Source organism: Arthrobacter sp. PAMC25564 (assembly GCF_004798705.1).
Lineage (GTDB): Bacteria > Actinomycetota > Actinomycetes > Actinomycetales > Micrococcaceae > Arthrobacter.
On the sequence record NZ_CP039290.1, the window covers coordinates 4017228 to 4042022 of the forward strand.

At 67.2% G+C, this 24795-nt stretch carries 22 protein-coding genes; 4 read left to right on the top strand and 18 right to left on the bottom strand.

Annotation, left to right across the window (positions count from 1 at the left end):
* Positions 1-58: 58 nt before the first annotated feature.
* The 10 genes from E5206_RS18485 to E5206_RS18530 form a co-directional block, all read right to left on the bottom strand.
* The gene (locus E5206_RS18485) at positions 59-2098 is read right to left on the bottom strand and encodes an ABC transporter ATP-binding protein (protein ID WP_136323763.1); all 2040 of its coding nucleotides are present in this window, start codon (positions 2096-2098) and stop codon (positions 59-61) included.
* Complete coding sequence (locus tag E5206_RS18490) at positions 2095-3828, bottom strand: ABC transporter ATP-binding protein (protein WP_136323764.1); 1734 nt, start codon at positions 3826-3828, stop codon at positions 2095-2097. The genes E5206_RS18485 and E5206_RS18490 overlap by 4 nt, the downstream gene beginning before the upstream one ends.
* A 265-nt stretch (positions 3829-4093) precedes the next feature.
* Positions 4094-6151 (bottom strand): MDR family MFS transporter, encoded by a 2058-nt coding sequence (locus tag E5206_RS18495; protein WP_240690210.1) that lies wholly within the window; start codon positions 6149-6151, stop codon positions 4094-4096.
* A 77-nt stretch (positions 6152-6228) separates the two neighbouring features.
* Positions 6229-6714: a MarR family transcriptional regulator gene (locus tag E5206_RS18500; protein ID WP_136323766.1), complete on the bottom strand. Its 486-nt coding sequence runs from the start codon at positions 6712-6714 to the stop codon at positions 6229-6231.
* A 155-nt stretch (positions 6715-6869) separates the two neighbouring features.
* The gene (locus tag E5206_RS18505; protein WP_136323767.1) at positions 6870-8534 is read right to left on the bottom strand and encodes a thiamine pyrophosphate-binding protein; all 1665 of its coding nucleotides are present in this window, start codon (positions 8532-8534) and stop codon (positions 6870-6872) included.
* Positions 8531-9583: an agmatinase gene (gene speB, locus E5206_RS18510; RefSeq protein WP_136323768.1), complete on the bottom strand. Its 1053-nt coding sequence runs from the start codon at positions 9581-9583 to the stop codon at positions 8531-8533. The genes E5206_RS18505 and speB overlap by 4 nt, the downstream gene beginning before the upstream one ends.
* 173 nt (positions 9584-9756) lie before the next feature.
* The gene (locus E5206_RS18515) at positions 9757-10098 is read right to left on the bottom strand and encodes a P-II family nitrogen regulator (RefSeq protein ID WP_136323769.1); all 342 of its coding nucleotides are present in this window, start codon (positions 10096-10098) and stop codon (positions 9757-9759) included.
* Positions 10095-11510 (bottom strand): ammonium transporter, encoded by a 1416-nt coding sequence (locus tag E5206_RS18520; protein ID WP_136323770.1) that lies wholly within the window; start codon positions 11508-11510, stop codon positions 10095-10097. The genes E5206_RS18515 and E5206_RS18520 overlap by 4 nt, the downstream gene beginning before the upstream one ends.
* A 276-nt stretch (positions 11511-11786) precedes the next feature.
* Positions 11787-12362, bottom strand: a complete 576-nt coding sequence (locus E5206_RS18525; protein ID WP_136323771.1) for a cupin domain-containing protein — start codon at positions 12360-12362, stop codon at positions 11787-11789.
* A gap of 268 nt (positions 12363-12630) precedes the next feature.
* A complete protein-coding gene (locus tag E5206_RS18530) occupies positions 12631-14106 on the bottom strand; it encodes a hypothetical protein (RefSeq protein WP_168709386.1) in 1476 nt (491 codons plus the stop codon).
* 38 nt (positions 14107-14144) lie between these two features.
* Between E5206_RS18530 and E5206_RS18535 the strand changes: the two genes are divergently transcribed.
* On the top strand, positions 14145-14345 hold the full coding sequence (locus E5206_RS18535; protein ID WP_136323773.1) for a hypothetical protein: 201 nt from the start codon (positions 14145-14147) through the stop codon (positions 14343-14345).
* Between the two features lie 128 nt (positions 14346-14473).
* Here the strand turns inward: E5206_RS18535 and E5206_RS18540 are convergent, their stop codons facing one another.
* On the bottom strand, positions 14474-14671 hold the full coding sequence (locus tag E5206_RS18540; RefSeq protein WP_136323774.1) for a hypothetical protein: 198 nt from the start codon (positions 14669-14671) through the stop codon (positions 14474-14476).
* 304 nt (positions 14672-14975) lie between these two features.
* Between E5206_RS18540 and E5206_RS18545 the strand changes: the two genes are divergently transcribed.
* Positions 14976-16166, top strand: coding sequence for a VIT1/CCC1 transporter family protein (locus E5206_RS18545; protein WP_136323775.1), 1191 nt, complete (start codon positions 14976-14978; stop codon positions 16164-16166).
* 62 nt (positions 16167-16228) lie between these two features.
* Entirely contained in the window at positions 16229-17104 is an 876-nt protein-coding gene (locus tag E5206_RS18550; protein ID WP_136323776.1) for a matrixin family metalloprotease, read from the top strand.
* Positions 17105-17108: 4 nt separating this feature from the next.
* On the opposite strand, the gene E5206_RS18555 is transcribed toward E5206_RS18550, so the two are convergent.
* Both E5206_RS18555 and E5206_RS18560 read right to left on the bottom strand, forming a co-directional pair.
* On the bottom strand, positions 17109-18242 hold the full coding sequence (locus E5206_RS18555) for a Rossmann fold nucleotide-binding protein (protein WP_136323777.1): 1134 nt from the start codon (positions 18240-18242) through the stop codon (positions 17109-17111).
* A gap of 9 nt (positions 18243-18251) precedes the next feature.
* The gene (locus E5206_RS18560) at positions 18252-18746 is read right to left on the bottom strand and encodes an SRPBCC family protein (protein ID WP_136323778.1); all 495 of its coding nucleotides are present in this window, start codon (positions 18744-18746) and stop codon (positions 18252-18254) included.
* Positions 18747-18786: 40 nt separating this feature from the next.
* Between E5206_RS18560 and E5206_RS18565 the strand changes: the two genes are divergently transcribed.
* Positions 18787-19548: a gamma-glutamyl-gamma-aminobutyrate hydrolase family protein gene (locus E5206_RS18565; protein ID WP_136323779.1), complete on the top strand. Its 762-nt coding sequence runs from the start codon at positions 18787-18789 to the stop codon at positions 19546-19548.
* Here E5206_RS18565 and E5206_RS18570 read toward each other — a convergent pair.
* The 5 genes from E5206_RS18570 to E5206_RS18590 all read right to left on the bottom strand — a co-directional run bounded on the left by E5206_RS18570 (position 19545) and on the right by E5206_RS18590 (position 24773).
* Positions 19545-20594 (bottom strand): Gfo/Idh/MocA family oxidoreductase, encoded by a 1050-nt coding sequence (locus E5206_RS18570; RefSeq protein ID WP_136323780.1) that lies wholly within the window; start codon positions 20592-20594, stop codon positions 19545-19547. The two genes, E5206_RS18565 and E5206_RS18570, sit on opposite strands and share 4 nt — an antisense overlap.
* Positions 20591-21679, bottom strand: a complete 1089-nt coding sequence (locus E5206_RS18575; protein ID WP_136323781.1) for a Gfo/Idh/MocA family oxidoreductase — start codon at positions 21677-21679, stop codon at positions 20591-20593. The genes E5206_RS18570 and E5206_RS18575 overlap by 4 nt, the downstream gene beginning before the upstream one ends.
* Complete coding sequence (locus E5206_RS18580) at positions 21676-22677, bottom strand: Gfo/Idh/MocA family oxidoreductase (protein WP_136323782.1); 1002 nt, start codon at positions 22675-22677, stop codon at positions 21676-21678. Before E5206_RS18580 ends, E5206_RS18575 begins: the two co-directional genes overlap by 4 nt.
* A 112-nt stretch (positions 22678-22789) precedes the next feature.
* Positions 22790-23713 carry an ATP-binding cassette domain-containing protein gene (locus E5206_RS18585; protein WP_136323783.1) on the bottom strand — a complete coding sequence of 308 codons (924 nt, stop codon included), beginning with the start codon at positions 23711-23713 and terminating at the stop codon, positions 22790-22792.
* 16 nt (positions 23714-23729) lie between these two features.
* Entirely contained in the window at positions 23730-24773 is a 1044-nt protein-coding gene (locus tag E5206_RS18590; RefSeq protein WP_136323784.1) for an ABC transporter permease, read from the bottom strand.
* Positions 24774-24795: the final 22 nt, after the last annotated feature.

The following is a 24795-nucleotide window of genomic DNA, read 5'->3' on the forward strand; positions in this document are numbered from 1 at the left end:
ACCTCCAGGCGCCTGCCGCCGGGGGCAGCCGGGTCCGGGGCGGCCGTGCCGGCGGCGCTCAGCTCCGCACCGCCGTCGTGTCTTCCACGGCACGGTCCGAGGAGGCCGCGTCGGCGTCTTCACCGGCGAACTGGGACATGTAGAGGCGGTAGTAGGCGCCCTTCAGTTCCAGCAGCTCGGCGTGCCGGCCCTGCTCCACGATGCGGCCGGCTTCCATCACCAGGATGGTGTCGGCGTCGCGGATGGTGGAGAGCCGGTGGGCGATCACGAAGCTGGTGCGCTCCGTGCGCAGCGCAGCCATGGCCTTCTGGACCAGGACTTCGGTGCGGGTATCCACGGAACTGGTGGCCTCGTCCAGGATCAGCAGCGAGGGGTTGGCGACGAAGGCCCGGGCGATGGTGATCAGCTGCTTTTCGCCGGCGCTGACGTTGTTGCCTTCCTCGTCGATGATCGTGTTGTACCCGTCGGGCAGCGCCCGGACGAATCGGTCCACGAAGGTGGCCTTGGCCGCTTCCATGACCTGCTCTTCGGTGGCGTCCAGCTTGCCGTAGCGGATGTTGTCGTAGATTGTGCCGCCGAACAGCCAGGCGTCCTGCAGGACCATGCCCACCTTGGAGCGCAGTTCCGCGCGGCTCAGCTGCGTGATGTCCACCCCGTCCAGGGTAATGCTGCCGGCGTTCAGCTCATAGAAGCGCATCACAAGGTTCACCAGCGTGGTCTTGCCGGCACCCGTCGGGCCGACAATCGCGACGGTATGCCCGGGCTCGGCCGTGAAGGACAGGTCCCCGATCAGCGGCTTGTCCGGGGTGTAGCTGAAGCTGACGTGCCTGAACTCGACGTGGCCGTCGGTCTTGGCCGGCAGCTGCTCGGTGGCGGTCTCGGCGTCCTGCTCCTCGGCGTCGAGGAACTCAAAGACCCGCTCGGCGGAGGCGACGCCGGACTGCAGCATGTTGGCCATGCCCGCCATCTGGCCCAGCGGCTGGGTGAATTCGCGCGAGTACTGGATGAACGCCGTGGCGTCACCCAGGCTCATTCCGCCGGCGGCAACCCGGAGTCCGCCGACGACGGCGATCCCCACGTAGCTGAGGTAGGACACGAACTGCATGACCGGCATGATCATGCCGGAGACGAACTGCGCCCCGAAGCTGGCCTTGTAGAGCGCCTCGTTCCGCTCGTCGAAGCGGGCCAGCATGTCGGCGTCCCGGCCGAAGACACGGACCAGGTCATGCCCGGAGAACGATTCCTCGATCTGGCCGTTGAGCTCGCCGGTGTTCTTCCACTGGGAGGCGAAGAGCTTCTGGCTGCGGGAGCCGATGATGCCGGCAGCAACGCCGGAGAGCGGAAGCGCGATCAGGGCGATCAGGGCGAGCTGCCACGAGACGATGAACATCATGATGACGATCCCGAGCACCGTCAGCGCCGAATTCACCAGCTGGGCGAAGGCCTGCTGGAGTGCCTGCTGGATGTTGTCCACGTCGTTGGTGACGCGGGACAGGATGTCGCCGCGCTGGCGGGTGTCGAAGTAGTTCAGCGGGAGCTTGTTCAGCTTCTTCTCGGTGTCATTGCGGAGCTGGCGGACCACCCGCATCACGAGGATGTTCAGGACATAGCCCTGCAGCCAGAGGAAGATGTTGGCGACGAAGTACATCACCAGGACAACGCTGATGAGGAACGCGAGCTTCTGGAAATCGATGCCCACGCCCGGGATGAGGTCCATCTTGGCCAGCATGTCCGCGAAGTTGTTGTCGCCGCGGGCGCGCAGCCCATCCACGAACTGCTCCTTGCTGACCCCGGCGGGCAACTGCTTGCCGACGACTCCCCCGAAGATCACGTCCATCGCCTGGCCCAGGATCCGGGGGGCGATCACGTTCAGGACGACGGCGACCGCCACGAGTCCGAGCACCAGGACGATGCCGGCCCGCTCGGGTTTCAACAGCCCCATGAGCCGTTTGGCCGAGGGCCAGAAGTGCTGGGCCTTCTTGGCCGGCACAGCGCCGAACATGCCGCCGTCGGCCTCGCCGGGAGTGAATTCCTCCTCGTAGAAGTCCTCGTCGTTGGCGGCGGCGTCCGGTACGGAGACCTTCTCGGTGCTGCTCATGCCACTGCCTCCGCGCTTAGCTGGGACTCAACAATTTCCTGGTAGGTGGGCGATGTTTCCAGCAGTTCCTCGTGTGTGCCCCGGTCCACGATCCGCCCCTTGTCCAGGACGAGGATCTGGTCCGCATCGGCGATCGTGGAGACGCGCTGGCCGACGATGATCACCGTCGCGTCGGAGGTCCTGGCCTTGAGCGCGCGGCGCAGCCTGGCGTCCGTGGCCACGTCGAGGGCCGAGAAAGAGTCATCGAACAGGAAGACCTTGGGTTCGGTGACGAGGGCGCGGGCGATGCACAGCCGTTGCCGCTGGCCGCCGGAGACGTTGGTGCCGCCCTGGGCGATCCGGGAGCCGAGGCCGTCCTTCTTCTCACGCACGAAGTCCGCGGCCTGGGCCACGTCCAGGGCGTCCCAGAGTTCCTCATCCGTGGCCTCGGGCTTGCCGAAGCGCAGGTTGTGTTCGATGGTTCCCGAGAACAGGTAGGGCCGCTGCGGCACCATGGCGACGCGCCGGGTGATCTCGGCACGGTCCAGCCTGGTGACGGGGACGCCGTCGAGCAGCACCTCACCCGAGGCGGCGTCGAAGAGCCGCGGCAGCAGGGCCAGCAGGGTGGTCTTGCCGGCGCCGGTGGAGCCGATGATCGCCACGGTCTGGCCGGGCTCGGCGGTGAAGCTGACGTCGCTCAGCACGGGCGCCTCGGCGCCGGGGTAGGCAAAGGACACGTTCCGGAACTCCACGCGTCCGGCCTTTTCGGCCGGTGCCACCGGGGTGAGCGGCTCATGGATGGAGGGTTCGACGTCGAGCACCTCGCCGATCCGGTCGGCGCAGACCGAGGCGCGGGGGATCATCATGGCCATGAACGTGCCCATCATGACGGCCATCAGGATCTGCAGCAGGTACTGCAGGAACGCGGTCAGCGAGCCCACCTGCATCTCGCCGGCGTCAACCCGCTGCCCGCCGAACCACAGCACGGCGGCGGTGGAGATGTGCAGGATCATGCCGATGGCGGGGAACATCAGCACGAACAAGGCGCCGATCTTCAGCGAGACATCGGTCAGCTCCTGGTTGGCAGCGCCGAACCGCTCCGCCTCGTGGGGTTCGCGCACGAACGCGCGGACGACGCGGATGCCGATGATCTGCTCGCGGAGGACCCCGTTGAGCCTGTCGATCTTCTTCTGCATGGAGCGGAAGAGCGGCATCAGCCGGACCACGAGGTAACCCACCACCACCGTCAGCAGCGGCACCGAGACCCAGACCAGCCAGGACAGGTTGAGGTCCTCGCGCAGCGCCATGACGATGCCGCCGATGCACATGATGGGCGTGGCGACCATGAAGTTCAGCCCCATCAGCACGAGCATCTGGACCTGCTGGACGTCGTTGGTGCCGCGCGTGATGAGGGTGGGGGCACCGAAGACGTTGACGTCCTTGGCCGAGAAGCTGCTCACCTTGCGGAAGACGCCCCGCCGCAGGTCGCGGCCGAACGCCATCGCGGCCTTCGACCCGAAGTACACCCCAGCGATTGCGGTGGCCACCTGGACCAGTGCCACGCCGAGCATGAGCCCGCCGGTGCGCCAGATGTAGTCCGTATCGCCCCGGGAGACGCCCTCATCGATGATCTGGGCGTTGAGGCTGGGTAAATACAGGGCCGCGATGGTCGATGCCAACTGGAAGATGATGACGGCCGCAATGTACGGCAGATATGGCTTGGAATAGCGCCGTATGAGGGTGACGAGCATGCCCACGAGTCCTTTGGAAACCGGTTAGGGGCCCTCGTTGGAGAGCCGATGGGAGAGCGCTGAGTGGATGTTGGAAGTGCTAACAGAAGTAATAGCAGACCCGTCCGACAATCCCAGCCATCCAACTGTACGAAGTCCCCTGCCCCCGAGGAACACAGGACATCCCAGTGTCATCCAAACGAGATGAATTCCCAGCGCCCGCGCTCCGCTGCCTCCCGCCTCCGCTTACCCGGCAGGCTTGCCGGGGACGGCCGGCCCGGGGATGCTACTCGTTCCGGTGCCGGCCGTGGGTTGCGATGTAGTCGGCGGCGGCGCGCTGCAGTTTCCGTTCCTTTGCCAGCTGCCGGCGGAGGGTTGTGAGCTCTTCGCTGACGCGGGCCTGTTCAGCCGCAATCGCACGCTGCTCCGCCGCCTGCTCGTGGACGGCGCGCAGCGCCTCCGCCAGCTGGACCTGCTGCTCGGCCAGCAACTGCTGGGTCCGCAGCAGTACGGGCACGACGTCGGCCGTTTCGGCGCGGGCGTCGGCGACCAGGGTGCGGGCACGCAGCCGCGCTACTTCCCGGCTGGCGGCCCGGTCAAAGCTGCCTGTGTCCAGCCGGTCAGCGTCCTGCCGGGCTGCCCCCGAACCGTCGGAGTCCAGCCGGCCGGCCTCCAGGCCCTCCGACCCCAGCAGCGCGGCCGCCGGGAAGCGGGACTCATTGTTATGCGGGCGGCTGAGCACCTCGATGAACTCGCGGTCAAGGTCCACAATTCCGGTTCCGGCGGCGGACTCTGCCTGGCCGCCGTCGGACTGGGCAGCAGCGGCTGCGCCGGCAGCGGGCTCCGGCTGGATGTCCACGGTGCGACGCAGGGGCTGTTCCTTGATCAGGAGGATCGCGATGAGCGCCACGATGGCGATGATGGCGGAAATCATGAAGATCTGGGCCGTCGCGTCACCGTAGGCTGCCCGCATGATGTCGCGGATCGGTGCCGGCATGTCCTTGAGGTCCATGCTTCCCCCGGCGGATCCGCCGGTAACGGGAATCCCGGCCTTGGCCAGGCCCTCGGTGGCAAGTTCCTTGACACGGTTGGCCAGGACTGCGCCCAGCACGGAGACGCCGATGGCGCCGCCGACCGAGCGGAAGAAGGACACGGAGGCGCTGGCGGTGCCGATCTCGGAGGCCTTGACGGTGTTCTGCACGGCCAGGACCAGGTTCTGCATGAGCATCCCCAGGCCAAGGCCGAGGACGAAGGTGTAGAGGCCCGTGGCCCAGAGCTCCGTGGTGTGGTCCATGGTTCCGGCCAGTCCCAGCCCGCCGATGAGCAGGATGGATCCGGCAACGAGGTAACGCTTCCACTTGCCGGTGCGGCTGATCAGCTGGCCGGAAAGGACCGAGCCGATGAGGTTGCCTGCGATCATGGGCAGCGTGAGCAGCCCGGCTTCGGTGGGGCTGGCGCCACGTGCCACCTGGAAGTACTGGCCCAGGAAGGCGGAGGAACCGAACATACCGACGCCGACAGCCACCGAGGCAAGGATGGCGAGGGCCGTGGTGCGCTCCGAGATGATCTTCAGCGGAATGATGGGCTGGGACACCCGCGATTCGACGAACACCAGGAGTGCCAGCAGGGCAATGCCGCCGCCCACCATCGCGACCGTCTGCCAGGACCACCAGTCGTAGTAGTCCGGGTTGCCGGCGAAGGAGACCCAGATCAGCAGCAGGCTGACGCCGGAGGTGAGCAGGATGGATCCGAGCCAGTCGATCTTTGCCGGGCGCCGGACGTGCGGCAGCTTGAGGGTGATCTGCAGCAGGATGAGGGCGACGACGGCCAGCGGGACACAGACGAAGAAAGTCCAGCGCCAGCCAAGCGGGCTGTCGACGATGAAGCCGCCGAGCAGCGGACCACCGGCGGTGCCGGCGGCCATCACAGCGCCCATATAGCCGGAGTACTTGCCACGGTCACGGGGCGGGATGATGGAGCCGATGATGGCCATGGCCAGCGCCGTAAGCCCGCCCATCGCGATGCCCTGGATGACGCGGGCGGTGAGCAGCAGCGGGATCGAGTCGGACAGGCCCGCCATCACGGAACCGGCCACGAAGATCACGATGCTGAGCTGGACGAGGAACTTCTTGTTGAAGAGGTCCGCCAGTTTGCCCCAGATCGGCGTGGTGGCGGCGTTGGCCAGCAGGGCCGCCGTGATGACCCAGGCAAAGTCCGTCTGGCTGCCCTTGAGCTCGGACATGATCGTCGGCAGCGCGTTGGCAACGATGGTACTGCTGATGATCGCGGTGAAAAACGCGGCCAGCAGGCCCGTGAGGGCTTCCATGATCTGGCGGTGGGTCATCGCCCCCGCGGGAGCGGGGTGCGCAGGTGGTGTGGGGGCCGGTGAAGGCCCGGTGGCGGCAGCGTGGCTTGCCATGTTTACTCCTCAGCAACGGTGGTCGTAGTGGTGGATCCGGCCGTCTTTGCCCGGGCTGTGGTCCTCAGGGACTCAGCAAGTTTTTGCAGGATTTCCGCCGTTTGTTCGACGTCTTCCTCGCTCCAGTCAAGTAGGAGTCCCTGGAGCGTGGCCGTGCGTTGGTCCTCGATCTCACGGAGCTTTTCCACTCCCAGCGGGGACAGCGCAACCAGCTGGGCGCGCCCGTCCTCCGGATCCGGCCTGCGGACGACGTAGCCCTGCTCCTGCAGCTCGGCGATGTGCCGGCTCAGGACGGGGGCGCTGACGCCGAGGCGCTCCGCAAGGTGCGTGGCGCGGGATTCGCCTTCCCCCACAAACCTCAGGACGCCTTGCAGCGCCACCCCGGTGTCCTGCCCCCGCAGGTTGAGCATGGCGACACAGCGGACGGCACGCTGGAGATCGAAGATCTGGTACACGAGTTTGGCTGCGGCGTTCGGTGCAACTGACATGGAAGACATCCCTCTTTTACTTGCCTTAGGCAACCATATCGCAAATTGGTTACTTTGGGAAACTAAACCTTTTGGGGATCCCCGAAACTCCGGTTAAATGGCAAACGCGGACCGGCAGCTGGGCTGCCGGTCCGCGCCGTCGCGAAGGGGGTGTGTCAGTCGCCGAGGTGCGTCGGTCCGAACATCCTGAGCAGGGTTTCGACGACGACGACGTTCGGTCCGTCCGCGGCGAACCCCGCCTTCAGGGCATCCCCGACGCCCTCCGGGGACACCCGGGTGGCGGGGACGCCGAAGGCCTCGGCCAGCTTGACGAAGTCGGGCCGGGTGAGCTCGGTGGCCGTGGCCTTACCGAAGGCGCCCACCATGTACTCACGCAGGATGCCGTAGCCGCCGTCGTCGACAATGAGCCAGGTGACGGGGACGTTGTGCTGCCTGGCCGTGGCCAGCTCGGCGATCGAGTACATCGCCGAGCCGTCGCCCGAGACGGCCAGCACCCGGGCCGAACCGCCGGATTTGCCGGTGGTTTCCAGGCCGACGGCGCCGCCGATGGCCGCCGGGAAGCCGAAGCCCAGGCCGCCGGCGCCCTGCGCGGAGTGGAACTGGCCCTCTCGGGCGTCCCAGCAGCTCCAGGCCCAGTAGGCCGAAATCGTCATGTCCCAGAACGTCTGCATGGCCGCCGGAACGGCCTCGCGGATGTCCGCCATGAACTTCAGTTCCTTGCCGAGATCCTGGGACTCCAGCCGGGCCCTGACCTTGGCCAGGGACTCCTTGACCAGGGCCTCGGGTGAGGTGCCGTGCCAGTCCGCGCGCTCGCCGTGCGGGTCCGTCAGGGCGGCGTCAAGGGCCTCGAGGGCCTGGCCGGCGTCGGCGCGGATGCCCAGGCCGGGGCGGTTTGACTCCAGGACGCGGGGCTCGGCGTCGATCTGGATGATCCGGCCGCGGGGTTCGAAGGTGAAGTAGTTGGAGGTGACCTCGCCCAGGGAGGAGCCGACGACGATCAGTACATCGGCGTCTTCGAGCAGCTCCGTCATGTACTGGTCCTCGATCCAGGACTGGAGCGAGAGCTCATGGTTCCACGGGAATGCGCCGTTGCCGCCGGGCGTGCAGATCACCGGCGCCCGCAGCTTCTCCGCGATGGAGAGCAGCGATTTCTCGGCCCGGCCGCGGCGCGTGCCGCCGCCGGCGATGATGGCCGGACGTTCCGCCGTCGAGAGCCATTTGACGGCTTCCCGGATCAACTCCACCCGGGGCGGGTTGTCCGCCGCTTCGGCGAGGGCATCCTCCACCGGGGGCACCATGATGGGGTCCAGCAACACGTTCTGTGGGATTTCAAGCCACACCGGGCCCTGCGGCGAGGAGATCGCCTCGGTCCAGGCGTCCTGGATGGCCGAGGGGATACCCGAGGCATGCTGGATCAGCCGCTGGCTCTTGGTGACATTCGCGGCCGAGGCCTTCTGGTCATCGAGCTGGTGCAACATGCCCTTGCGTCGCGCGCCGAGCCCTTCGAGCGGGATCTGGCTGGCGACCACAACCATGGGCACGCCGGTGGCATAGGCCTCCTGGAGCCCGGCGAGGGCGGTGAGAGCACCCGGGCCGGTGGAGAGGAAGAGGACTCCGACTTCACCGGTGGCCCGGGAATAGCCGTCCGCGGCGAAGGCGGAGTTGTTCTCCACCCGTGAGGACACGAAGTGCAGCTTTCCGCGGCCCATCGCGTCAAAGAGGCCCAGCGCGTGCTGGCCGGGGATACCGAAGACGGTCTTGGCGCCGAGGGCCTCGAGGGTCTCGACGACGAGGTCCCCGCCGTTGCGCACGCCGCTCATCGCGAGAATCCGGCCGTGCGGCGGGTTTCCTGGCCGAGGGCCTGGGCGGCGTAGCCGGTGGGCGCGCCGAATCGGTCCCCTTCGATGGCGCGGTCCGCCATCAGGGTGACCAGTTCGTAGGCGACGTGGCTGGCGGCCACCCCGGTGATGTCGGCGTGGTCGTACGCGGGGGCCACCTCGACGACGTCGGCGCCCACGAGGTTCATGCCGCGGAAGCCGCGGATGATCTCCAGGAGTTCGCGGCTCGTGATGCCGCCGGCTTCCGGCGTGCCGGTGCCCGGCGCGTGGGCCGGGTCCAGGACGTCGATGTCGACGGAGATGTAGAGCGGGCGGTTGCCGATCCGGTCGCGGACCTTTGCTACGGTCTCGAGCACGCCCTGGTAGTAGACGTCGGCGGAGGTGACGATGCCGAAGCCGAAGCGGTGGTCGTCGTCGAGGTCCTTCTTGCCGTAAAGCGGGCCGCGGGTGCCGATGTGGCTGATCGCCTCGGTGTCCAGGATCCCTTCCTCGACGGCGCGGCGGAACGGTGTCCCGTGCGTGTATTCGGCGCCGAAGTAGGTATCCCAGGTGTCCAGGTGTGCGTCGAAGTGCAGCAGGGCGACGGGTTCTCCGGCGCGCTCGGCGGCGGCGCGCAACAGCGGCAGGGCGATGGTGTGGTCCCCGCCAAGGGTGAGGAGCTTGCTGCCGGAGCCCGTCAGGTCCAGGGCGTTCTGCTGGATCGTCTCGATGGCTTCGTGGATGTTGAAGGGGTTGACCGCCATGTCGCCGGCGTCGGCCACCTGGACATTCTCGAAGGGACTGACGTCCCAGGCCGGGTTGTAGGGGCGAAGCAGCCGGCTGGCTTCGCGGACGTGGTTGGCGCCGAAGCGGGCGCCGGGGCGGTAGGAGACGCCGGAGTCGAACGGGACGCCCACCACCGTGACGTCAGCCTTGGCCACCTGGTCCAGCCGTGGCAGGCGTGCATAGGTGGCGGCTCCCGCGTAGCGCGGGATGCGGGATGAATCGATGGGGCCAAGGTTGCCATTGGCCTCGATGCGCAGCTCTTCCAAGAGAAAGCCTCTCCTTCGAGGATTGACCGATGGGTGTGACAGCCATCATACACTCGAAGTTTCGTATTGCGCATCAATTGTTTACCAATTGTCCTGCGAGGAGCGCGGCCCCTGCATCACGCCCGCTCCGAGGGGCGGCGCTCCGCGAGCGCCGCCCCTCACGCGATCGATCCTCACGCTATCGCCGAGGCGCCCCGCTCACCTGTCCGGACGCGGACCGCGTCGCGGACGTCGATGGTCCAGATCTTGCCGTCCCCGAAGCTGCCCGTGCGGGCTCCGGCCATGATGGCATCCACGACGCCGTCGACGGCGTCCTCGTTGACCAGCACCTCCACCCTGGCCTTGGGGAGGAGATCGGAGCTGTATTCCGCACCCCGGTACACCTCCACATGGCCGCGCTGCCGGCCGTAGCCGCTGGCCTGGCTGACGGTCAGGCCGTTGACCCCCAATTCCTCCAGGGCGGCGCTGACGGCGTCGACTCTCCCCGGCCGCACGATGGCCGTCACGAGCTTCATCTGGATACCCTGCCCCGCACCGCCGGTTCGAGGTCCTTCTGGCCGTCCGGTTCCGTCGCCGCGGAGGCCGCGGAGGCCGCCGTGGCGTGCTGATCCCCGGGATGGAAGCTGCCGCCAACCATCAGGAGTTCGTACGCGGTTTCGGCGTGTTCGGTCACGTCGATGCCGGAGAGTTCGTCGGCCGCGGAAACCCTCATGCCCATGGTCTTGTGGATAGCGAAGCCGATCAGGGTGGTCATGACGGCGCTCCAGACGGTAACGATGAGCGCGGTGAGGAACTGGGGCCAGAACTGGGCCATCCCGCCGCCGTAGAACAGTCCGCCCGCCGTCTTGGCGGAAGGAAGGGCGAAGAATCCCAGGGACAGCGTCCCCCACAGGCCGCCGACGAAGTGCACGGCCACGACGTCGAGGGAGTCATCCAGTCCGATCTTGAATTTCAGCCCGACGGCGAGCGCACAGACAGCCCCCGCCACGGTGCCGATCAGGATGGCGCCGACGGGGTCGATGAACCCGCAGGCGGGGGTGACGGCGACCAGGCCGGCCACCGCGCCCGAGGCGGCGCCGAGCGAGGTGGCGTGCCCGTCACGGATCCGCTCCACCAGAAGCCAGCCCAGCAGCGCTGCACTCGTGGCCAGCAGCGTGTTGGTCCAGGCCAGGCCTGCCGTAGCGTCGGCGGCGAGTTCCGAGCCGGCGTTGAACCCGAACCAGCCGAACCACAGCAACCCCGCCCCGAGCATCACGAAGGGCAGGTTGTGCGGGCGGATGTTGGGGTCCTTCATGAAGCCGAGCCGTTTGCCCAGGACGACGGCCAGCATCAGGCCCGCGATGCCGGCGTTCATGTGCACAACGGTTCCGCCGGCGAAGTCGAGCGCCGAAATCTTGCTGCCGATGATCCCGTCGGTGCCGAAGATCCCGCCGCCCCAGACCCAGTGGGCGATGGGCGCGTAGACAAGCGTCACCCAGAGGGCGGCAAAGAGCAGCCAGGGGCCGAACCGAACGCGTTCGGCGACGGCGCCGCTGATCAGCGCGACGGTGATGATGGCGAACGTGGCCTGGAAGCCGATGAACACCATGTCCGGCAGCCCGGCCGCCTTGCTGCCGATACTGCTGGTCAGTCCGCTCAGGCCGAAGTTCACGAACGGGTCACCGATGAATCCGTTGAGGGAATCGGGCCCGAACGCCATGCCATAGCCCCACAGGGCCCAGACGACGGCGACGACCCCCATGGCGCCGAAACTCATCATCATAATGTTCAGGACCGATTTCATCCGAACCAGTCCGCCGTAGAAAAATGCGAGGCCTGGAGTCATCAGGAGAACGAGGGCGGATGCTGCCAGCATCCACGCCGTCGCGCCGGGATCGAGCGTCTGGGGATCTACAGCCATTACTGCTTCAAGCACTGACGAGTTCATTGCGGGAGCCTTCCTCGAATGCTGGCGCGTCAAGGGCGCCGGACCGGCGAGACCATTTCTACTGCTTCTGCTGCTTCATCTGCGGGACGGTGCACGTCCCCCCGCAGACGACGTTACCGAGGGCATGTTTCAGCAAGGCTCGTCCGTCATTTCGCCGGCGTTACGAGGTCAGCCCAGGGATTAATTCAGCGTTTCCATGATGTAAACACCATGTGACGTACGCGTCACCATGCCGGGCCTGGAGTGAAGCGGGGGTATGGCCCAGGCGGAGTACGGCTACCGGCTGGCGGCCGGGACCAGCACCCACAGCACCTCGACGGCGTCGTCCGTGGGATTGACCCAGGTATGCGGCTCCCGGCCGGGGAACGTCACGGTGTCCCCGGCATGGAGCTCGAACTCCTCGTTGGTGAGGATCAACCGGAGGCTCCCCCGGACCACATGCAGCACGTCGACGTCGCAGTCCACGGCATACAGTTCGGCTTCGCCGCGGCCGCGGGGCTCGATTACGGCCTGGATGATCTGGACCCGCCGTTCGGAGCGGGCCGTCAGCAGCCGCTCCACGATCCCCTCCCCGCCAAGCGAAATCCGGGGACCTTCGTCCTTCTTCGTCAGGTGCGTCTCGGGAGCGGCAAAGAGATCGCCGATCGAGATGGAGAGCACCTGGCACAGCGTCACGAGGGACGCGACGGACGGTGAGGTGAGGTCCCGCTCAACCCGGCTCAGGAAGCCCTTGGTCAGGCCGGTGGCGTCGGCAACCTGCTCGATCGTGAGCCGCTGCGACTGCCGGGCGGCGCGGATCCGGGAACCGATGGCAACGGGAACGTTGCTCGGTTCAACTGGTAGAGCCTTCATTTAGGAACCTTTCACGGCCGGCCGCTCGGCCCCTTCATGGGAGCAATACTAGCGGGATCAACGTCCAAGGACGGCGGATACTGCGGCTGCGCGGATTGCGTCTTGACTGCTACCGGGATCACAACATATTGCGCTGCAACAAGCGTTGCCTATTAGGCAATAAGTCAGTGACCCGAGGGAAGCCTCCGGCATGTGGCTCGTGGTGGCGATCGGAGCGGGCGTGCTGGTCCTGAGCCTGGCATGTGGTCCGTCAGCCCGGACACCATGTTCAGCAGCGCGCCGCCAGAGTCAGCACGGCTACCTGAGAGCCGCCAGTCCAGGATTGCTGCTCACAGAATCCGCTCGGGACGCGGTGGGGTTTCCCCGGCGTCGAGAGCACCCACACCCTCGAGTAGTCCGCAAGTCGGGCGCGTTCCTCCGCTACGGGCACGGCTGGCGGGTCATAGCGGCCATCGTCCCTCGCTGCGCCAGCAGCAAGGGGCTGAGGCAGTTCCACGCTCCGAAGATGGTACTCGACCGGAAGCCGGACGCCGTATTCAGGAGCTATGAGGGCGTCCGAAGTTCCGCGGGCCTGCAGAATGGTTTCAGCCATCTGCCCGGCCTGCCAGAAGTGCCCGGAAGCGCTTCGGACCTGGATCTGCTTGGGAATCATTGCCACCATCAGGCCGGCGATGACTAGGAAGACAACTGCCCGCGCCGCAGTTGTGGCGATGGGTTTGGTTGGCATGCCCCGGATGATCCTCTCCAGCAGCGCCGCTGCGGGGATGATCATGGCCGGGGTGGTCCACAGAAAGTACCTCGCCGCAAAGACAGGCGTGATAGTAACGGACAAAGCCCATAGGAGGACCGGCGGGAAAATCCACCAACTGGCGAACAACACGACATCGGTCCAGTTACGAGGGCCACCCCCGCCCCCGCGATAGGCAACCAGACCTGCCAGCGCCAGGAGGGCCACCGGCATGTACCACGTGAGGCTGCTCATCCCGGCCACGTCCTGCACGGCCCCGAGCGCCGTTGGCACCGTTTGACTAACCTGCTTCACCTGCGTCGAAACCAGAACTCCAATGATCAGGCCAGGGACTATGCCGACGAGGGACAGGACCGCCATCCCGCGGTCCCTGCGCACCAAGGCGAATAGCAAATGTACTCCGCCTACCATCACGGCAAATAAGTGGGCCAGCGGCAGCAGGGCCATTAGCAGAAGATAGAACGCTACGGGCCTGGGCCGGACGCGGTCACAAAGGGCTACGAACACCCAAGTGGCCAGCGTGGCAATGGCCGCAGCCCAGGAATAAGGGCGGGCCTCCTGCGCGAAGGCAATCCACGAGAGCGATAGGACAGTGAGCATCGCGGCCAGCCAAGCCGCCCCGGCGTTGAAGAGGTAACGGGTCAAGCCGGTGAGAGCCACGGCAGCCACAGCGGCTCCCACCGCGGAGGGTAGGCGCATCCACCATAGTTCAGTGGACGCGTTTGTCCACAAGTGCAGGAAGGCATAATAGGGTGCGAAATTCATGTCCTGTTGGCTCATGACGCGGACAAAATCCGGCCATGACAACTGGGACGACCACCAACTGACTGCCTCATCTCCACCAATATCCGACGCGCCGATGCCGGTCAGCGCGAGCAGAAGTGAAAATACGCCGACTACTACAAACTGACCCCGGCGCCGCGACATGAAATCACAGACCACGAGTCCCCCCTCGGTGTTCATGGTGAATGAAACCCAGTATTTCGGGCGGCCCATGTCCGGGCAAGCAATCGGGAGGAAACGAGTAATTACTAGTGGCGAACCAAGTATTCGTTCAAGCCGCGAATTCCCGGGATATGGACCAGGCCAACGGAACGGTGGCCGCCATCGTCGACGTCGTGGTGTCGCTGCTGACCAGGCCCACCGACCCCTCGGTCATGAAGAACTGGTACCGGCGGGTCGCCGGCTGCGCCGTCGAGGAAGAACAGATTCCGGTCCTGGCGCACCAGGCCTGAGTCACCCGGCCGGTCGGCGGACCAAAACTGCCAAAACACCGGCGGTGCCTCCCCAAGGAGGCGCCGCCGTCGGGCGTTTAAGTGTCAGTGTCCCGTCAGTGTTTAACCGTCGGCATCCAACCGTCGGGCTAGTCCTGTTCCTCCGGTTCGCGGAACTCGTCCGCGTCCAGCGGGACGGCCCGCTCATCTTCGTCGACAAGCTCCTCCTGCTCACTCTCCTCGTCCCACTTCTCGTCATCGATGGGGGTGTCGTCGGCGAAGTCGTAGGCGGGATCGGACTCGACGGTTTCCCTGGGCTGGATGGGGATGGAGCCGGTGTTGTCCATGGTGCGACCTCCGTGCGCTCGAGCTGCTGGCAGTGGTCCAAGCTGTCCGCCCGCCCAGGCCGGGACCCGGGTGTTCGGCCGGCGGCGGGCCTGCCGGGAACCCGCCTGGCTCTCATTCGAACACCGCGGACCCTGAGGGTCAAGGGTTGCCCGCCGGTGCCAGCCAAAGGCCCTGAGACGGCACTATGGTTACGGTTTGCCTAAACTTTGGACTAAGGATTGCCAGCCGGAATTACGCTGGATTACGGGGTACTCTGGAGAGGCAACGGGGCCGCACCATGCCCTTTCAAGCCCAGGAGCTTTCGTGTTTCAGCACGCCAAATCTGACCAAGACAACGCAGCCGCAGACGCAGCCACCGCCCGCAGCGAAACCGCCGCCGCCCACGCGGCAGCGAGTGCCGCGGACCCAAGCAACGCGGCGAGCCCCGCGGACATCAAGCGCTGGCGCCAGTACCTCGCCGATGAACGGGCCGAAGCCGCCGTCTACCGTGACCTGGCCCAGAACCGCCACGGCGAAGAACGTGACATCCTGCTCGCGCTGGCCGAGGCCGAGGGCCGCCATGAGGCGCACTGGCTCCAGCTCCTGGGTGACAAAGCCGGCCGGCCACGCCATGCTTCGCTCCGCAGCCAGTTCGTGGGCTTCCTGGCGCGCCACTTCGGCTCCGTGTTCGTCCTGGCCCTGGCCCAGCGCGCCGAAAGCCGCTCGCCGTACTCCCGTGACCCTTCCGCCACCCCCGCGATGGCCGCCGACGAACAAATCCACGAAGAAGTCGTCCGCGGGCTCGCCACCCGGGGCCGCAACCGGCTGGCCGGAACCTTCCGGGCGGCCGTCTTCGGCGCGAACGACGGCCTGGTCAGCAACCTTTCCCTCGTCATGGGCATGGCCGCCTCCGGTGTGGGGAGCCACGTGGTCCTCCTCAGTGGGGTGGCCGGGTTGCTGGCCGGGGCACTGTCGATGGGCGCCGGCGAGTTCATTTCCGTGCGATCGCAGCGGGAGCTCCTGGCCGCGACGCTTCCCACCCAGGTCACCCTGGCCGCGGCGCCCGCCCTGGACATCGAGCACAACGAGCTCCTGCTCGTGTACCTGGCCCGCGGAATGTCCCGGGAGGCCGCCGAACACCGCGTCGCCGAGCGGATGGGCCTGCTGGACTGCGACTGCGATCCAAGCCTCTCGCTGTGGCCGGAAAGCCGCGAGGCGCACGATGAACACGAGGCTGTCGGCACCGCCTGGAGCGCGGCGGCGTCGAGCTTCTGCTTCTTCGCCTCCGGCGCCATCGTGCCGATCATCCCCTTCCTCCTCGGCCTGACCGGCGTCGCGGCGCTCGCGGTCTCCGCCGTCCTGGTGGGCCTGGCGCTGCTGTTTACCGGCGGCGTCGTCGGCCTCCTGTCCGGCACCTCCCCCACCACCCGTGGCCTGCGCCAGCTCGCCATCGGCATGGGCGCTGCCGGCGTGACGTATCTGCTGGGCCTGGCGTTTGGCGCGGTGGTCGGCTAGTGGAAGGTGCCGGCCTCCGGGATCGGAGGCCTCGGCACAGCAGCTCACGCACCGCCCGGCAGATGATCCGCAACCTGGCAACGGCGGCCCTGATCGCCGGCGCTACCGCTTTCCTGGTAGCCGGGTTCGTGCATGGCGATCTCCGGTTCGTGGGCCTCTTCGAGGCCCACCGCGGGACGAACAGCCATCCCCCCGCACAGCCATCGGCCCAGCCAACCGCAGGCCAGGCCGGCCAGCAGTCCGGCGCAACCGAGGAGGGGCCGCGGACCGACACTCCCCCGCCCGGGCTCGAAGAACAGGATGAGCCGCTCGGGAAACCGCGGAAGCCCGCCGTCGCCAGCGGTTCGTACAAGTTCCTTGCGACGAACGAGGACGGCTCGCCGGTGGGCTACTCCCCGTGCCGGCCGCTGCACTATGTGGTTAATGCCGAACTGGCGCCGGCAGGCGCGGAACAGCTCGTGGACGACGCCATCCGGACGGTGTCCGTGGCCACCGGCATCACATTCATTAACGACGGCGCCACCACCGAGGCCCCCGCACCATCGCGTGCCCCCTACCAGAAGGACGCCTACGGGGACCGGTGGGCACCGTTGCTGATCGCGTGGACGACTCCGGAACAGGCACCCCAGCTCAAGGGCCCGGTGATCGGCACCGGCGGCAGCACCCACTTCAGCTACGGCGACGGCCCCAAGAGCTTCGTCACCGGCAGCCTGGAACTCGATTCCCCACAGATCGCCGAGGAGCTCAGCCGGCGCGACGGGGCCGGGTACGCCACGGCCGTGATCCTGCACGAACTGGGCCATGTGATGGGGCTGGAACATGTTGATGATCCGCGGCAGCTGATGTACCCGGAGATCGGCGCCCCGGACGGCCTGGCCGCCGGAGACCTGAACGGACTGCAGGCGCTGGGCCATGCCCAATGCCGCAAGGACCTGTAGCCGTCTACGCGTCCAGCACGGCGAGCGCTTCCTCCACGGTGTCCACGAGGAAGATCCGGCTTTCCATCCGCCGGCCGGCGGCCAGGCTCTGCAGCAGGGGCCATGCCGGGAAGCGGCGCAGCCAGTGCTCCTCCCCCACCAGCACCATGGGAGTGATGGTCTGCGGAGCGCCGTAGTAGTTCTCGCAGGCGTCCTGGAAGATCTCCTGCACGGTGCCGCCCGATCCGGGCAGGAAGATGATGCCCCCGTTGCAGAGCTCCAGCAGGATTGCTTCGCGGATGGCGTTGGCGAAGTACTTGGCGACATGGGTGGCGAAGAAGTTTGGCGGCTCATGCCCGTAGAACCAGGTCGGGATCCCCAGCGACGGCGTTCCTTCCGGGTGGCGGCCGACGACGGCGGCTGCTGCGCGCGCCCACTCCGACACCGAGGGCCGAAAGGTGGGCACGGCGGCAAGGTCTTCCAGCGCCTGCTGGAAATCGGAGTCCGGGACCGTGCTGAGGTAGGCACCCAGATTGGCCGCCTCCATGGTTCCGGGCCCCCCGCCGGTGGCGACCACCCGGTTGTTCCGCGCCAGCAGCCGGCCCAGCAGCGCGGCCTCTTCGAAGCGTGCGGTGCCACGGCGGGCAGCATGGCCGCCCATGACTCCGACCATGGTCCGGCCGGTGCAGAGCTCGGAGCGGGTCAGCTCGTCCAGGGCATCGCCGATCGCGTGGTCATGCAGGGCGGCGGCGAGCGTTGCGTCGAGGCGGTGACGCTGGCCGGGCCGGATGCTCCATTGGTACACTCGGGCGTCGAGGGTGTCCTCGTAGCGTGAGGTTTCGATTCCCGCATACAGTTCCTTCGGGCTGTACAGCTGCCCGCGGTAGGGGTTAAAAGGTACGTCCTCGAGTCTGGGAAAGATCAGGGCGCCCCGGCTGCGCAACGCCCCCTCGACCCCCGCGTCAAAGGTGCAGCCCAGGAAGATCGCACCCTGGACGTCCAGGGCCGCCAGCGGTGCGCTGCGGCCGCGCAGGTCCAGCGACTGGGCGTGCCAGCCGTGCATGCTCCGTGCCCCGGCCGCGACCAGCCGGTCGAAGCTGTCGAGGCTTTCGACTTCCAGCGTGCGCGGACTGGGGTGCAGGCTGCGGGCGGCGCTCATACGGCGCGCCTAGTGGTGCTGTTCCGGGGTACTGCCGGCTTCAAGGCCGCCGGAGCCCGCCAGATAGGCGTCGAGCTTGGCCAGGGTCTGTTCCAGGTTTGCCGGATGGCGGCGGAGGTAGCCCGCCAGCCGGAGGAAGATCCTGCCGCGGACCTGCCTCGCGTCCCATTGCTCGGTGACCAGGGTGCCGGGTTTGCCGGCCGCGTCGGTGGCGGGTTCCAGCAGGTAGCGCCACACATGGCCGTAGAAGTGGCGCCAGGCGATACGCCGGCCTTCCTCGAACTCGCACACGGTGTTGAGGATCTTGTAATCCACCCGCACGTTCATCTCCATGCCAAACTTCGCGCCGAGGGCCAGCCGCCCGGGGCCGTGCGGCTGCGCTCCCTTGACCGTGCCCGAGCCGTCGATCACGCTGTGCAGGGCGGGTGTGGCCAGAACGTCGAAGACTGCTTCCGGAGTGGCCGCGACAAACCGGCTGCGGGACACGAGATAGCTGTTGTTCATCCGGCCATCCTAGCCCTCGGATTCTGTTGCAGAATAAGCCATGCAGACTTCCCGCAACTCCCCCGGCAGCCGGCCCCGCATCGGTATTCCCGTCCGCCTCAGCAGCTCCTCCGACCCGGATCCCCGGGTGGCCGAGGCCAATGACCTCTTCGACTACATCGTGGAGCTGGTGCGCGAGGGCGGCGGCGAACCGGTCCTGCTCACCGCGGCTCCTTCGGCCGCAGAGCTCACGGCGCTCGACGGCGTCGTCCTGCCAGGCGGCGGCGACCTGGACCCCCGGCTCTACGGCGAGGAACAAAGCGCGGCATGCTACGACGTGAACCGTGCCCAGGATGACCTGGACGTGGCCCTCGCCCGGCAGTCGATCGGCGCCGGCGTGCCGGTGCTGGGGATCTGCCGGGGGCACCAACTGCTGAATGTGCTGTACGGCGGCACCCTGATCCAGGACATGGTGCCCGGGACGGTGGCGCACAGCGAGCCGGCCCCCGTGCACGGTGCCGGCCCCTGGGCCTGGCATGAAGTCGAGGTGCGGCCGGGTACCAAGATCGCGGGCCTCTACGGGAGCGGCGACGGCGTCACCGTGAAGATCGCGTCCGGCCACCACCAGGCGGTGGCCCGGGTGGCGGACGGCCTCACGGTGACGGCCGTCGCGGAGGACGGAACCATCGAGGCCCTGGAGGATCCGGAGCGCTGGGTAGCGTCCGTCCAATGGCATCCCGAGGCCCTGGAGCTGTCCGCCGAGGAGCGGATGGCACCGTTCCGGGCATTTGTCGCCGTGTGCCGGGCCCGCCGGCAGGGTTAGCCGCGGCTCCCCTGGCTGCGGGCTGCCAGGGATACCTTGACAGGCAGCCCGGTCTCCAGTGACTCCTGGGCGGCATCGGCAACCCGCGACGCGGCCACCGCGTCCTCCGGGGTGCACGGGTTGTCCCGCTCGCCCAGGATCAGCTCGACGAAGGCCGCCAGCTCAGAGCGGTAGGCCGCCTCGAAGCGCTCCGCGAAGGTGTGGTGCGCCTCCCCGGACGGGAACGCGACGCCGGCTTCGGCCGAGGCCAGCGCCGATTTCTCGTCCAGGCCCACCATAAGCGAACCGGCCGAACCCTGGATCTCCAGCCGGACGTCGTGGCCGGCCCCGTTGTAGCGCGAGGCGCTGACGGTGCCCAGCGTGCCGTCGTCGAAGGTCACCAGCGCGAGGGCGGTGTCCACGTCCCCGACCGCCCCGATGGCGGGATCGCCGTTGTTGGAGCCCTTGGCATAGACCTCGACGATCTCCCGTCCGGTCAGCCAGCGCAGGATGTCGAAATCGTGCACCGAGCAGTCCCGGAACAGGCCGCCGGAGCCGGCCAGGAACTCCACCGGCGGCGGGGCCATGTCGCAGGTGACCGCCCGCAAGGAGTGGATCCAGCCCAGCTCCCCGGCGGTGAACGCGCGCTTGGCCTCGAGGTAGCCGGCGTCGAAGCGCCGCTGGTGGCCGATCTGGACCGTGCCGCCCTTGGACCGGATGTAGTCCAGCACAGGCTCGGAGTCGGCGACGTTCATGGCCACCGGCTTTTCGCAGAACACCGGGATACCGGCGCCCACGCCCGCCTTGATCAAGCCGGGGTGCGTCCCGGTGCCGGTGGCGATGACCAGGCCGTCGATGCCGGAGCCGATCAGGGCCTCCACCGAGGGCAGGAACCCGGCATCCAGCCCGGCAGCAACCGTGCGGGCATGCTCCTCGGCCACATCGGTCAGTCTCAGCCCGACGTTGATTCCTCGGGGGCGGAGCACACTGTTCAGCGCAGAGATGTTGCGGGCGTGCATGACGCCGATGCGTCCCACTCCCACGAGTCCAAGGGTCACGTTCTTCATAGGATTCCTTCGATGGTTGTCGGGCTGGAGCTGCCGGCGGGCCGTCCCGCCGCGGGCCTTTCGCCGGGAAACACGATGCCGAGCTGGTTCCTGATGGCGTCGGCGACGGCCATGGTCCGGACGGACTCGGCGAGCGGCCGCTGCGGAACCTCGAGCTGCCCCGCCGCAACGGCACGGGCGACGGCGGCAGCTTCGTAGTGCAGCCCCTCGAAGTGCGCCCCGGCGGCCTCCTCGTAGGCCAGCCGGGTTCCGTCCGGGAAGCGCACGGTGAAGCCGCCGGGCATGTTGAAGGGACCGTCAATGGTCAGCGAGGCTTCCGTTCCCACGATGGTGGCCGAGGTCGGCGTGAAATTGTGCAGCTGGGTGTTCATCACCGCCTGCTTTCCGCCGGCAAAGGACATCACGGCGGAAAGCTGGGCGTTAACCCCGGAACCGTGCGGTTCACCGAGCGCCAGGAGACGGTCCGGTTCGCCCAGCACGGACGTGATCAGCGAGAGCGGATAGGTCCCCAGATCCAGCAGCGGGCCGCCGGCCAGGGCCGGGTCGAAGATCCGGTGGCTGCGGTCAAAATGCTCGCCGTATTCAGCGAAGACCGTGGTGAGCTCCCCGAGCATTCCGGCGTCGAGCACCTGCCGGATGACGTCGAACTTGGGCAGGAAGAACGTCCACATTGCTTCGGCGGCGAACAGGCCGGCCCCGGAGGCCCGGCTGGCGATTCCTGCCGCCTGTTCGCGGTTGATGCCGATCGGCTTCTCGATCAGGACATGCTTGCCGGCGTCGAGCGCCATGAGCGCAGCCGCATAGTGGAAGTTGTGCGGCGTGGCCACGTAGATGATGTCGACGTCGGAAGCTGCCAGCTCCTCGTAGCTGCCGAAAGCCGCCGGGATTCCGTGCCGCCCGGCAAACATTTCGGAACGGTCCAGCGAACGCGAGGCGATCGCGGCAATCAGCTGAGAGGAGTGTGCCTGGACGGATTCCGTGAAGCGCTCCGCGATCCAGCCGGGACCCATGATCCCCCAGCGCAGCGGGGGCGCATCACGGGAATCCGGAACCCGGGACGGCGGCAGCGAGCGCGGCCCGGTCATGAACGGGCCACCTTGGTGTAGGCGCCGTTGTTGTGGAAGGAGGCGATCATCGCCTCGGCGGCCTCGGCGGCCCGCAGGCCGTCCAGCGCGGTGGCCAGGGGCGGTTCCTCCCCGTTGGCCAGCGCCGAGATCCAGGCCTGGAGCTGCAGCCGGTAGGCGTCAGCGAAACGCCCCCGCCAGTCCCCGGGATAGCCCGTTGACATGGCTGCGGCCGCACTGGTGGTCAGCAGCGCCGGTTCCGACAGGCTGGCGGTGCCGTGTTCGGCCACCACCTCGCACTTGATGGAGTAGCCGAACTCCGCGTTGAGGAACAGTTCCAGCGTGGTGAGCGTGCCGTCCGCGGTCCGCAGCATCATCAGGACGGGGTCATCGAGGCCTGCGGGGGCCCGTGATGAACGCCGGCCGGAGTTCCACGCGACGTCGGTGATGGGAGATCCCAGCAGCCAGGGTACGGCGTCGAGTTCGTGGATCGCGGAGTTGGTGACGGCGGATTCGGTGGTCGCGCCCGGGGCGGACGCCTGGCTGCGGCTGATGCAGTGCACCATAAGCGGTTCGCCATGTTCACGGGCGGACGTGACGCGCTTCAGCTCGGCGTAGCCGGGGTCGAAGCGGCGCATGAAGCCCAGGGAGAGCAGGGAGTTGCCCGTGGCGGCCACGATGTCGGCGTCGGCCTCCAGCACCTCCCGGCATTCGGCGGCCGTGGGCGCCAGCGGCTTTTCGCAGAAGACGGGGGTCATGGCCTCGAAGCATTCCAGGATCAGCCCGGCATGGCTCGAATCGTCCGAGGCGATCACGACGGCGTCAACCTCACTGGAGTTGATCAGCTCCGACGGTTCGGTGGTAAACCGGGCGCCGGCGGCGGCAGCAGCCTGCGCGGCGCGGCCCGGATCGGCGTCGGCAACGAAGCTGACTTCCGCCCCGTTGATGGTTGTTGCGAGGTTGGTGATGTGGTGGGCGCCCATGTTGCCGGCGCCAATCACCCCTACCCGGATGGTCATGGTGCTCCGATCTCATAACGGCTTTCAGGTCAAACCCCGGCCGGCGGGCGCCGGCCGGGGTTCCCGGACTCGTGAAGTTGACCCGTACAGGTGCTGCGCACCGGGCCGCTGCTCAGCCCGGCAGTTGGCTGGACGTCTCGGCCACTTCGGCCTGCACCTCCTTGACCACATCGCCGTGGCCGCCGAGCTGTTCGAGTTCGTGGGCAAGTTCGGCGAGTTCGGCGCCGCCGGCCATCTGGGCGGTGAGCTCGTCCAGGGTGATGTCCTTCTTGTCGTAGTAGCCGATAGACTTGCCGCGCTTGAGCAGCAGGAAGCGGTCACCGACAGGGAAGGCGTGGTGCGGGTTGTGGGTGATGAAGATGACCCCGAGCCCCCGGTCGCGGGCCTGGAGGATGTAGCGCAGCACGACGCCGGACTGCTTGACGCCCAGGGCGGCGGTGGGCTCGTCCAGGATCAGGACCTTCGCCCCGAAGTACACGGCCCGGGCGATCGCGACACACTGGCGTTCGCCGCCGGAAAGCTGGCCGATGGGCTGCTCCACGTCGCGCAGGTCGATGCCCATCTCGGCCAGTTCCTGCTTGGTGATGTCCTTCATCTGCTGGACATCCATGCTCTTGAACGGGCCGAAGCCGCTGGTCAGCTCGGAGCCGAGGAAGAAGTTCCGCCAGATCGGCATCAGCGGGACGACGGCCAGATCCTGGTAGACGGTAGCGATCCCGGCGTCCAGGGCGTCGCGGGGCGAATCGAATTTCCGCTCCTCGCCCATGATGTTCAGGACTCCCGCGTCGTGCTGGTGCAGGCCGGCGATGATCTTGATGAGCGTCGATTTGCCGGCGCCGTTATCGCCCAGCACGCAGGTGACACGGCCGTTGTCCACGGCCATCGTGACGTCGCTGAGCGCGACGATGTTGCCGTAATGCTTGCCCACGCCCTCCAGGGAGAGCAGGTGGACGGGGGTGTGGGTCAGCGGGTCCTTCTCATCCTTGAGGAGCCGCTTCTGGTCAATCCGTTTGGCGTCTGTCTGATTGGCATTCATGGTGGTCCGGGCCCCTTTACTTGAGTTCCGCGCGGCGCTTGACGATGAGGTTCACGATGGTGGCCAGCAGCAGCATCAGGCCCAGGAAGAACTTGAACCAGTCCGGGTTCCACTGCGCGTAGACGATGCCCTTGTTGGCCATGCCGAAGATGAACGCGCCGATCGCACCGCCCACCGCCGAGCCGTACCCGCCGGTCAGGAGGCAGCCGCCGATCACCGCGGCGATGATATAGAGGAATTCATTGCCCACGCCCTCGCCGGACTGCACGGCGTCGAACGCGAAGAGGTTGTGCATGCCCAGGATCCAGCCGCAGAACCCCACGCCCATAAACAGGCCGATCTTGGTCGCCTTGACCGGCACGCCCACGGCGCGGGCCGCGTTCGCGTCCCCGCCGACGGCGAAGATCCAGTTGCCTACCTTGGTCCGCAGCAGCACCCAGGAGGCCACCGCCACGAGCAGGATCCAGATGAACACGGTGTTCTTCACATCGACGCCGCCGATGTTCACCGAGGAGGAGAACACGGCCTGCGCCGCCTTGTAGCCGTCCATCGTCGAGATCGACGGTGAGGACACGCCGCCGCCGATCATCCGGGTCAGGCCCAGGTTCAGGCCCGTCAGCATCAGGAACGTCGCCAGCGTGACGATGAAGCTGGGCAGCTTGGTCTTCATCAGGATCCAGCCGTTGATGAAGCCGATGGACAAGGAGACCAGCAAAGCCAGGCCGACGCCGACCCAGACGTTCGTGCTGAAGTACCAGCTGAACATCGACGCCGTCAGCGCCGAGCTGATCACGGCGACACCGGTGGAGAGGTCGAACTCCCCGCCGATCATCAGCAGCGACACCCCCACCGCCATAATCCCGATGGTCGAGCTTCCATAGAGCACCGTCGCGAAGGACGCCGGCTGCAGGAAGGTCGGGGAAACAGCGGAGAAGAAAATGAACAGGACGATCGCACCCACCAGGGCACCGACCTCGGGCCGCCCCAGGAGGGCCTGGAGCGGGTTGCGTTTACCGATGCGTTCATCACGCACAGGGATCTTTACGGCTAATTGAGTCATAGTGTTTCTCCTACCTGGGCGG

What these genes read in the sequence shown, in the direction of transcription:
- E5206_RS18500 (WP_136323766.1), bottom strand. Translation starts at nt 6,714, where the DNA reads ATGTCAGTTGCACCGAACGCCGCAGCCAAACTCGTGTACCAGATCTTC.
- E5206_RS18570 (WP_136323780.1), bottom strand. Translation starts at nt 20,594, where the DNA reads ATGAAGAACGTGACCCTTGGACTCGTGGGAGTGGGACGCATCGGCGTC.
- E5206_RS18520 (WP_136323770.1), bottom strand. Translation starts at nt 11,510, where the DNA reads ATGAACTCGTCAGTGCTTGAAGCAGTAATGGCTGTAGATCCCCAGACG.
- E5206_RS18555 (WP_136323777.1), bottom strand. Translation starts at nt 18,242, where the DNA reads ATGAGCGCCGCCCGCAGCCTGCACCCCAGTCCGCGCACGCTGGAAGTC.
- E5206_RS18550 (WP_136323776.1), top strand. Translation starts at nt 16,229, where the DNA reads ATGATCCGCAACCTGGCAACGGCGGCCCTGATCGCCGGCGCTACCGCT.
- E5206_RS18525 (WP_136323771.1), bottom strand. Translation starts at nt 12,362, where the DNA reads ATGAAGGCTCTACCAGTTGAACCGAGCAACGTTCCCGTTGCCATCGGT.
- E5206_RS18575 (WP_136323781.1), bottom strand. Translation starts at nt 21,679, where the DNA reads ATGACCGGGCCGCGCTCGCTGCCGCCGTCCCGGGTTCCGGATTCCCGT.
- E5206_RS18560 (WP_136323778.1), bottom strand. Translation starts at nt 18,746, where the DNA reads ATGAACAACAGCTATCTCGTGTCCCGCAGCCGGTTTGTCGCGGCCACT.
- E5206_RS18530 (WP_168709386.1), bottom strand. Translation starts at nt 14,106, where the DNA reads ATGGGCCGCCCGAAATACTGGGTTTCATTCACCATGAACACCGAGGGG.
- E5206_RS18585 (WP_136323783.1), bottom strand. Translation starts at nt 23,713, where the DNA reads ATGAATGCCAATCAGACAGACGCCAAACGGATTGACCAGAAGCGGCTC.
- E5206_RS18490 (WP_136323764.1), bottom strand. Translation starts at nt 3,828, where the DNA reads ATGCTCGTCACCCTCATACGGCGCTATTCCAAGCCATATCTGCCGTAC.
- E5206_RS18515 (WP_136323769.1), bottom strand. Translation starts at nt 10,098, where the DNA reads ATGAAGCTCGTGACGGCCATCGTGCGGCCGGGGAGAGTCGACGCCGTC.
- E5206_RS18495 (WP_240690210.1), bottom strand. Translation starts at nt 6,151, where the DNA reads ATGACCCACCGCCAGATCATGGAAGCCCTCACGGGCCTGCTGGCCGCG.
- E5206_RS18505 (WP_136323767.1), bottom strand. Translation starts at nt 8,534, where the DNA reads ATGAGCGGCGTGCGCAACGGCGGGGACCTCGTCGTCGAGACCCTCGAG.
- E5206_RS18580 (WP_136323782.1), bottom strand. Translation starts at nt 22,677, where the DNA reads ATGACCATCCGGGTAGGGGTGATTGGCGCCGGCAACATGGGCGCCCAC.
- E5206_RS18590 (WP_136323784.1), bottom strand. Translation starts at nt 24,773, where the DNA reads ATGACTCAATTAGCCGTAAAGATCCCTGTGCGTGATGAACGCATCGGT.
- E5206_RS18565 (WP_136323779.1), top strand. Translation starts at nt 18,787, where the DNA reads ATGCAGACTTCCCGCAACTCCCCCGGCAGCCGGCCCCGCATCGGTATT.
- E5206_RS18540 (WP_136323774.1), bottom strand. Translation starts at nt 14,671, where the DNA reads ATGGACAACACCGGCTCCATCCCCATCCAGCCCAGGGAAACCGTCGAG.
- E5206_RS18485 (WP_136323763.1), bottom strand. Translation starts at nt 2,098, where the DNA reads ATGAGCAGCACCGAGAAGGTCTCCGTACCGGACGCCGCCGCCAACGAC.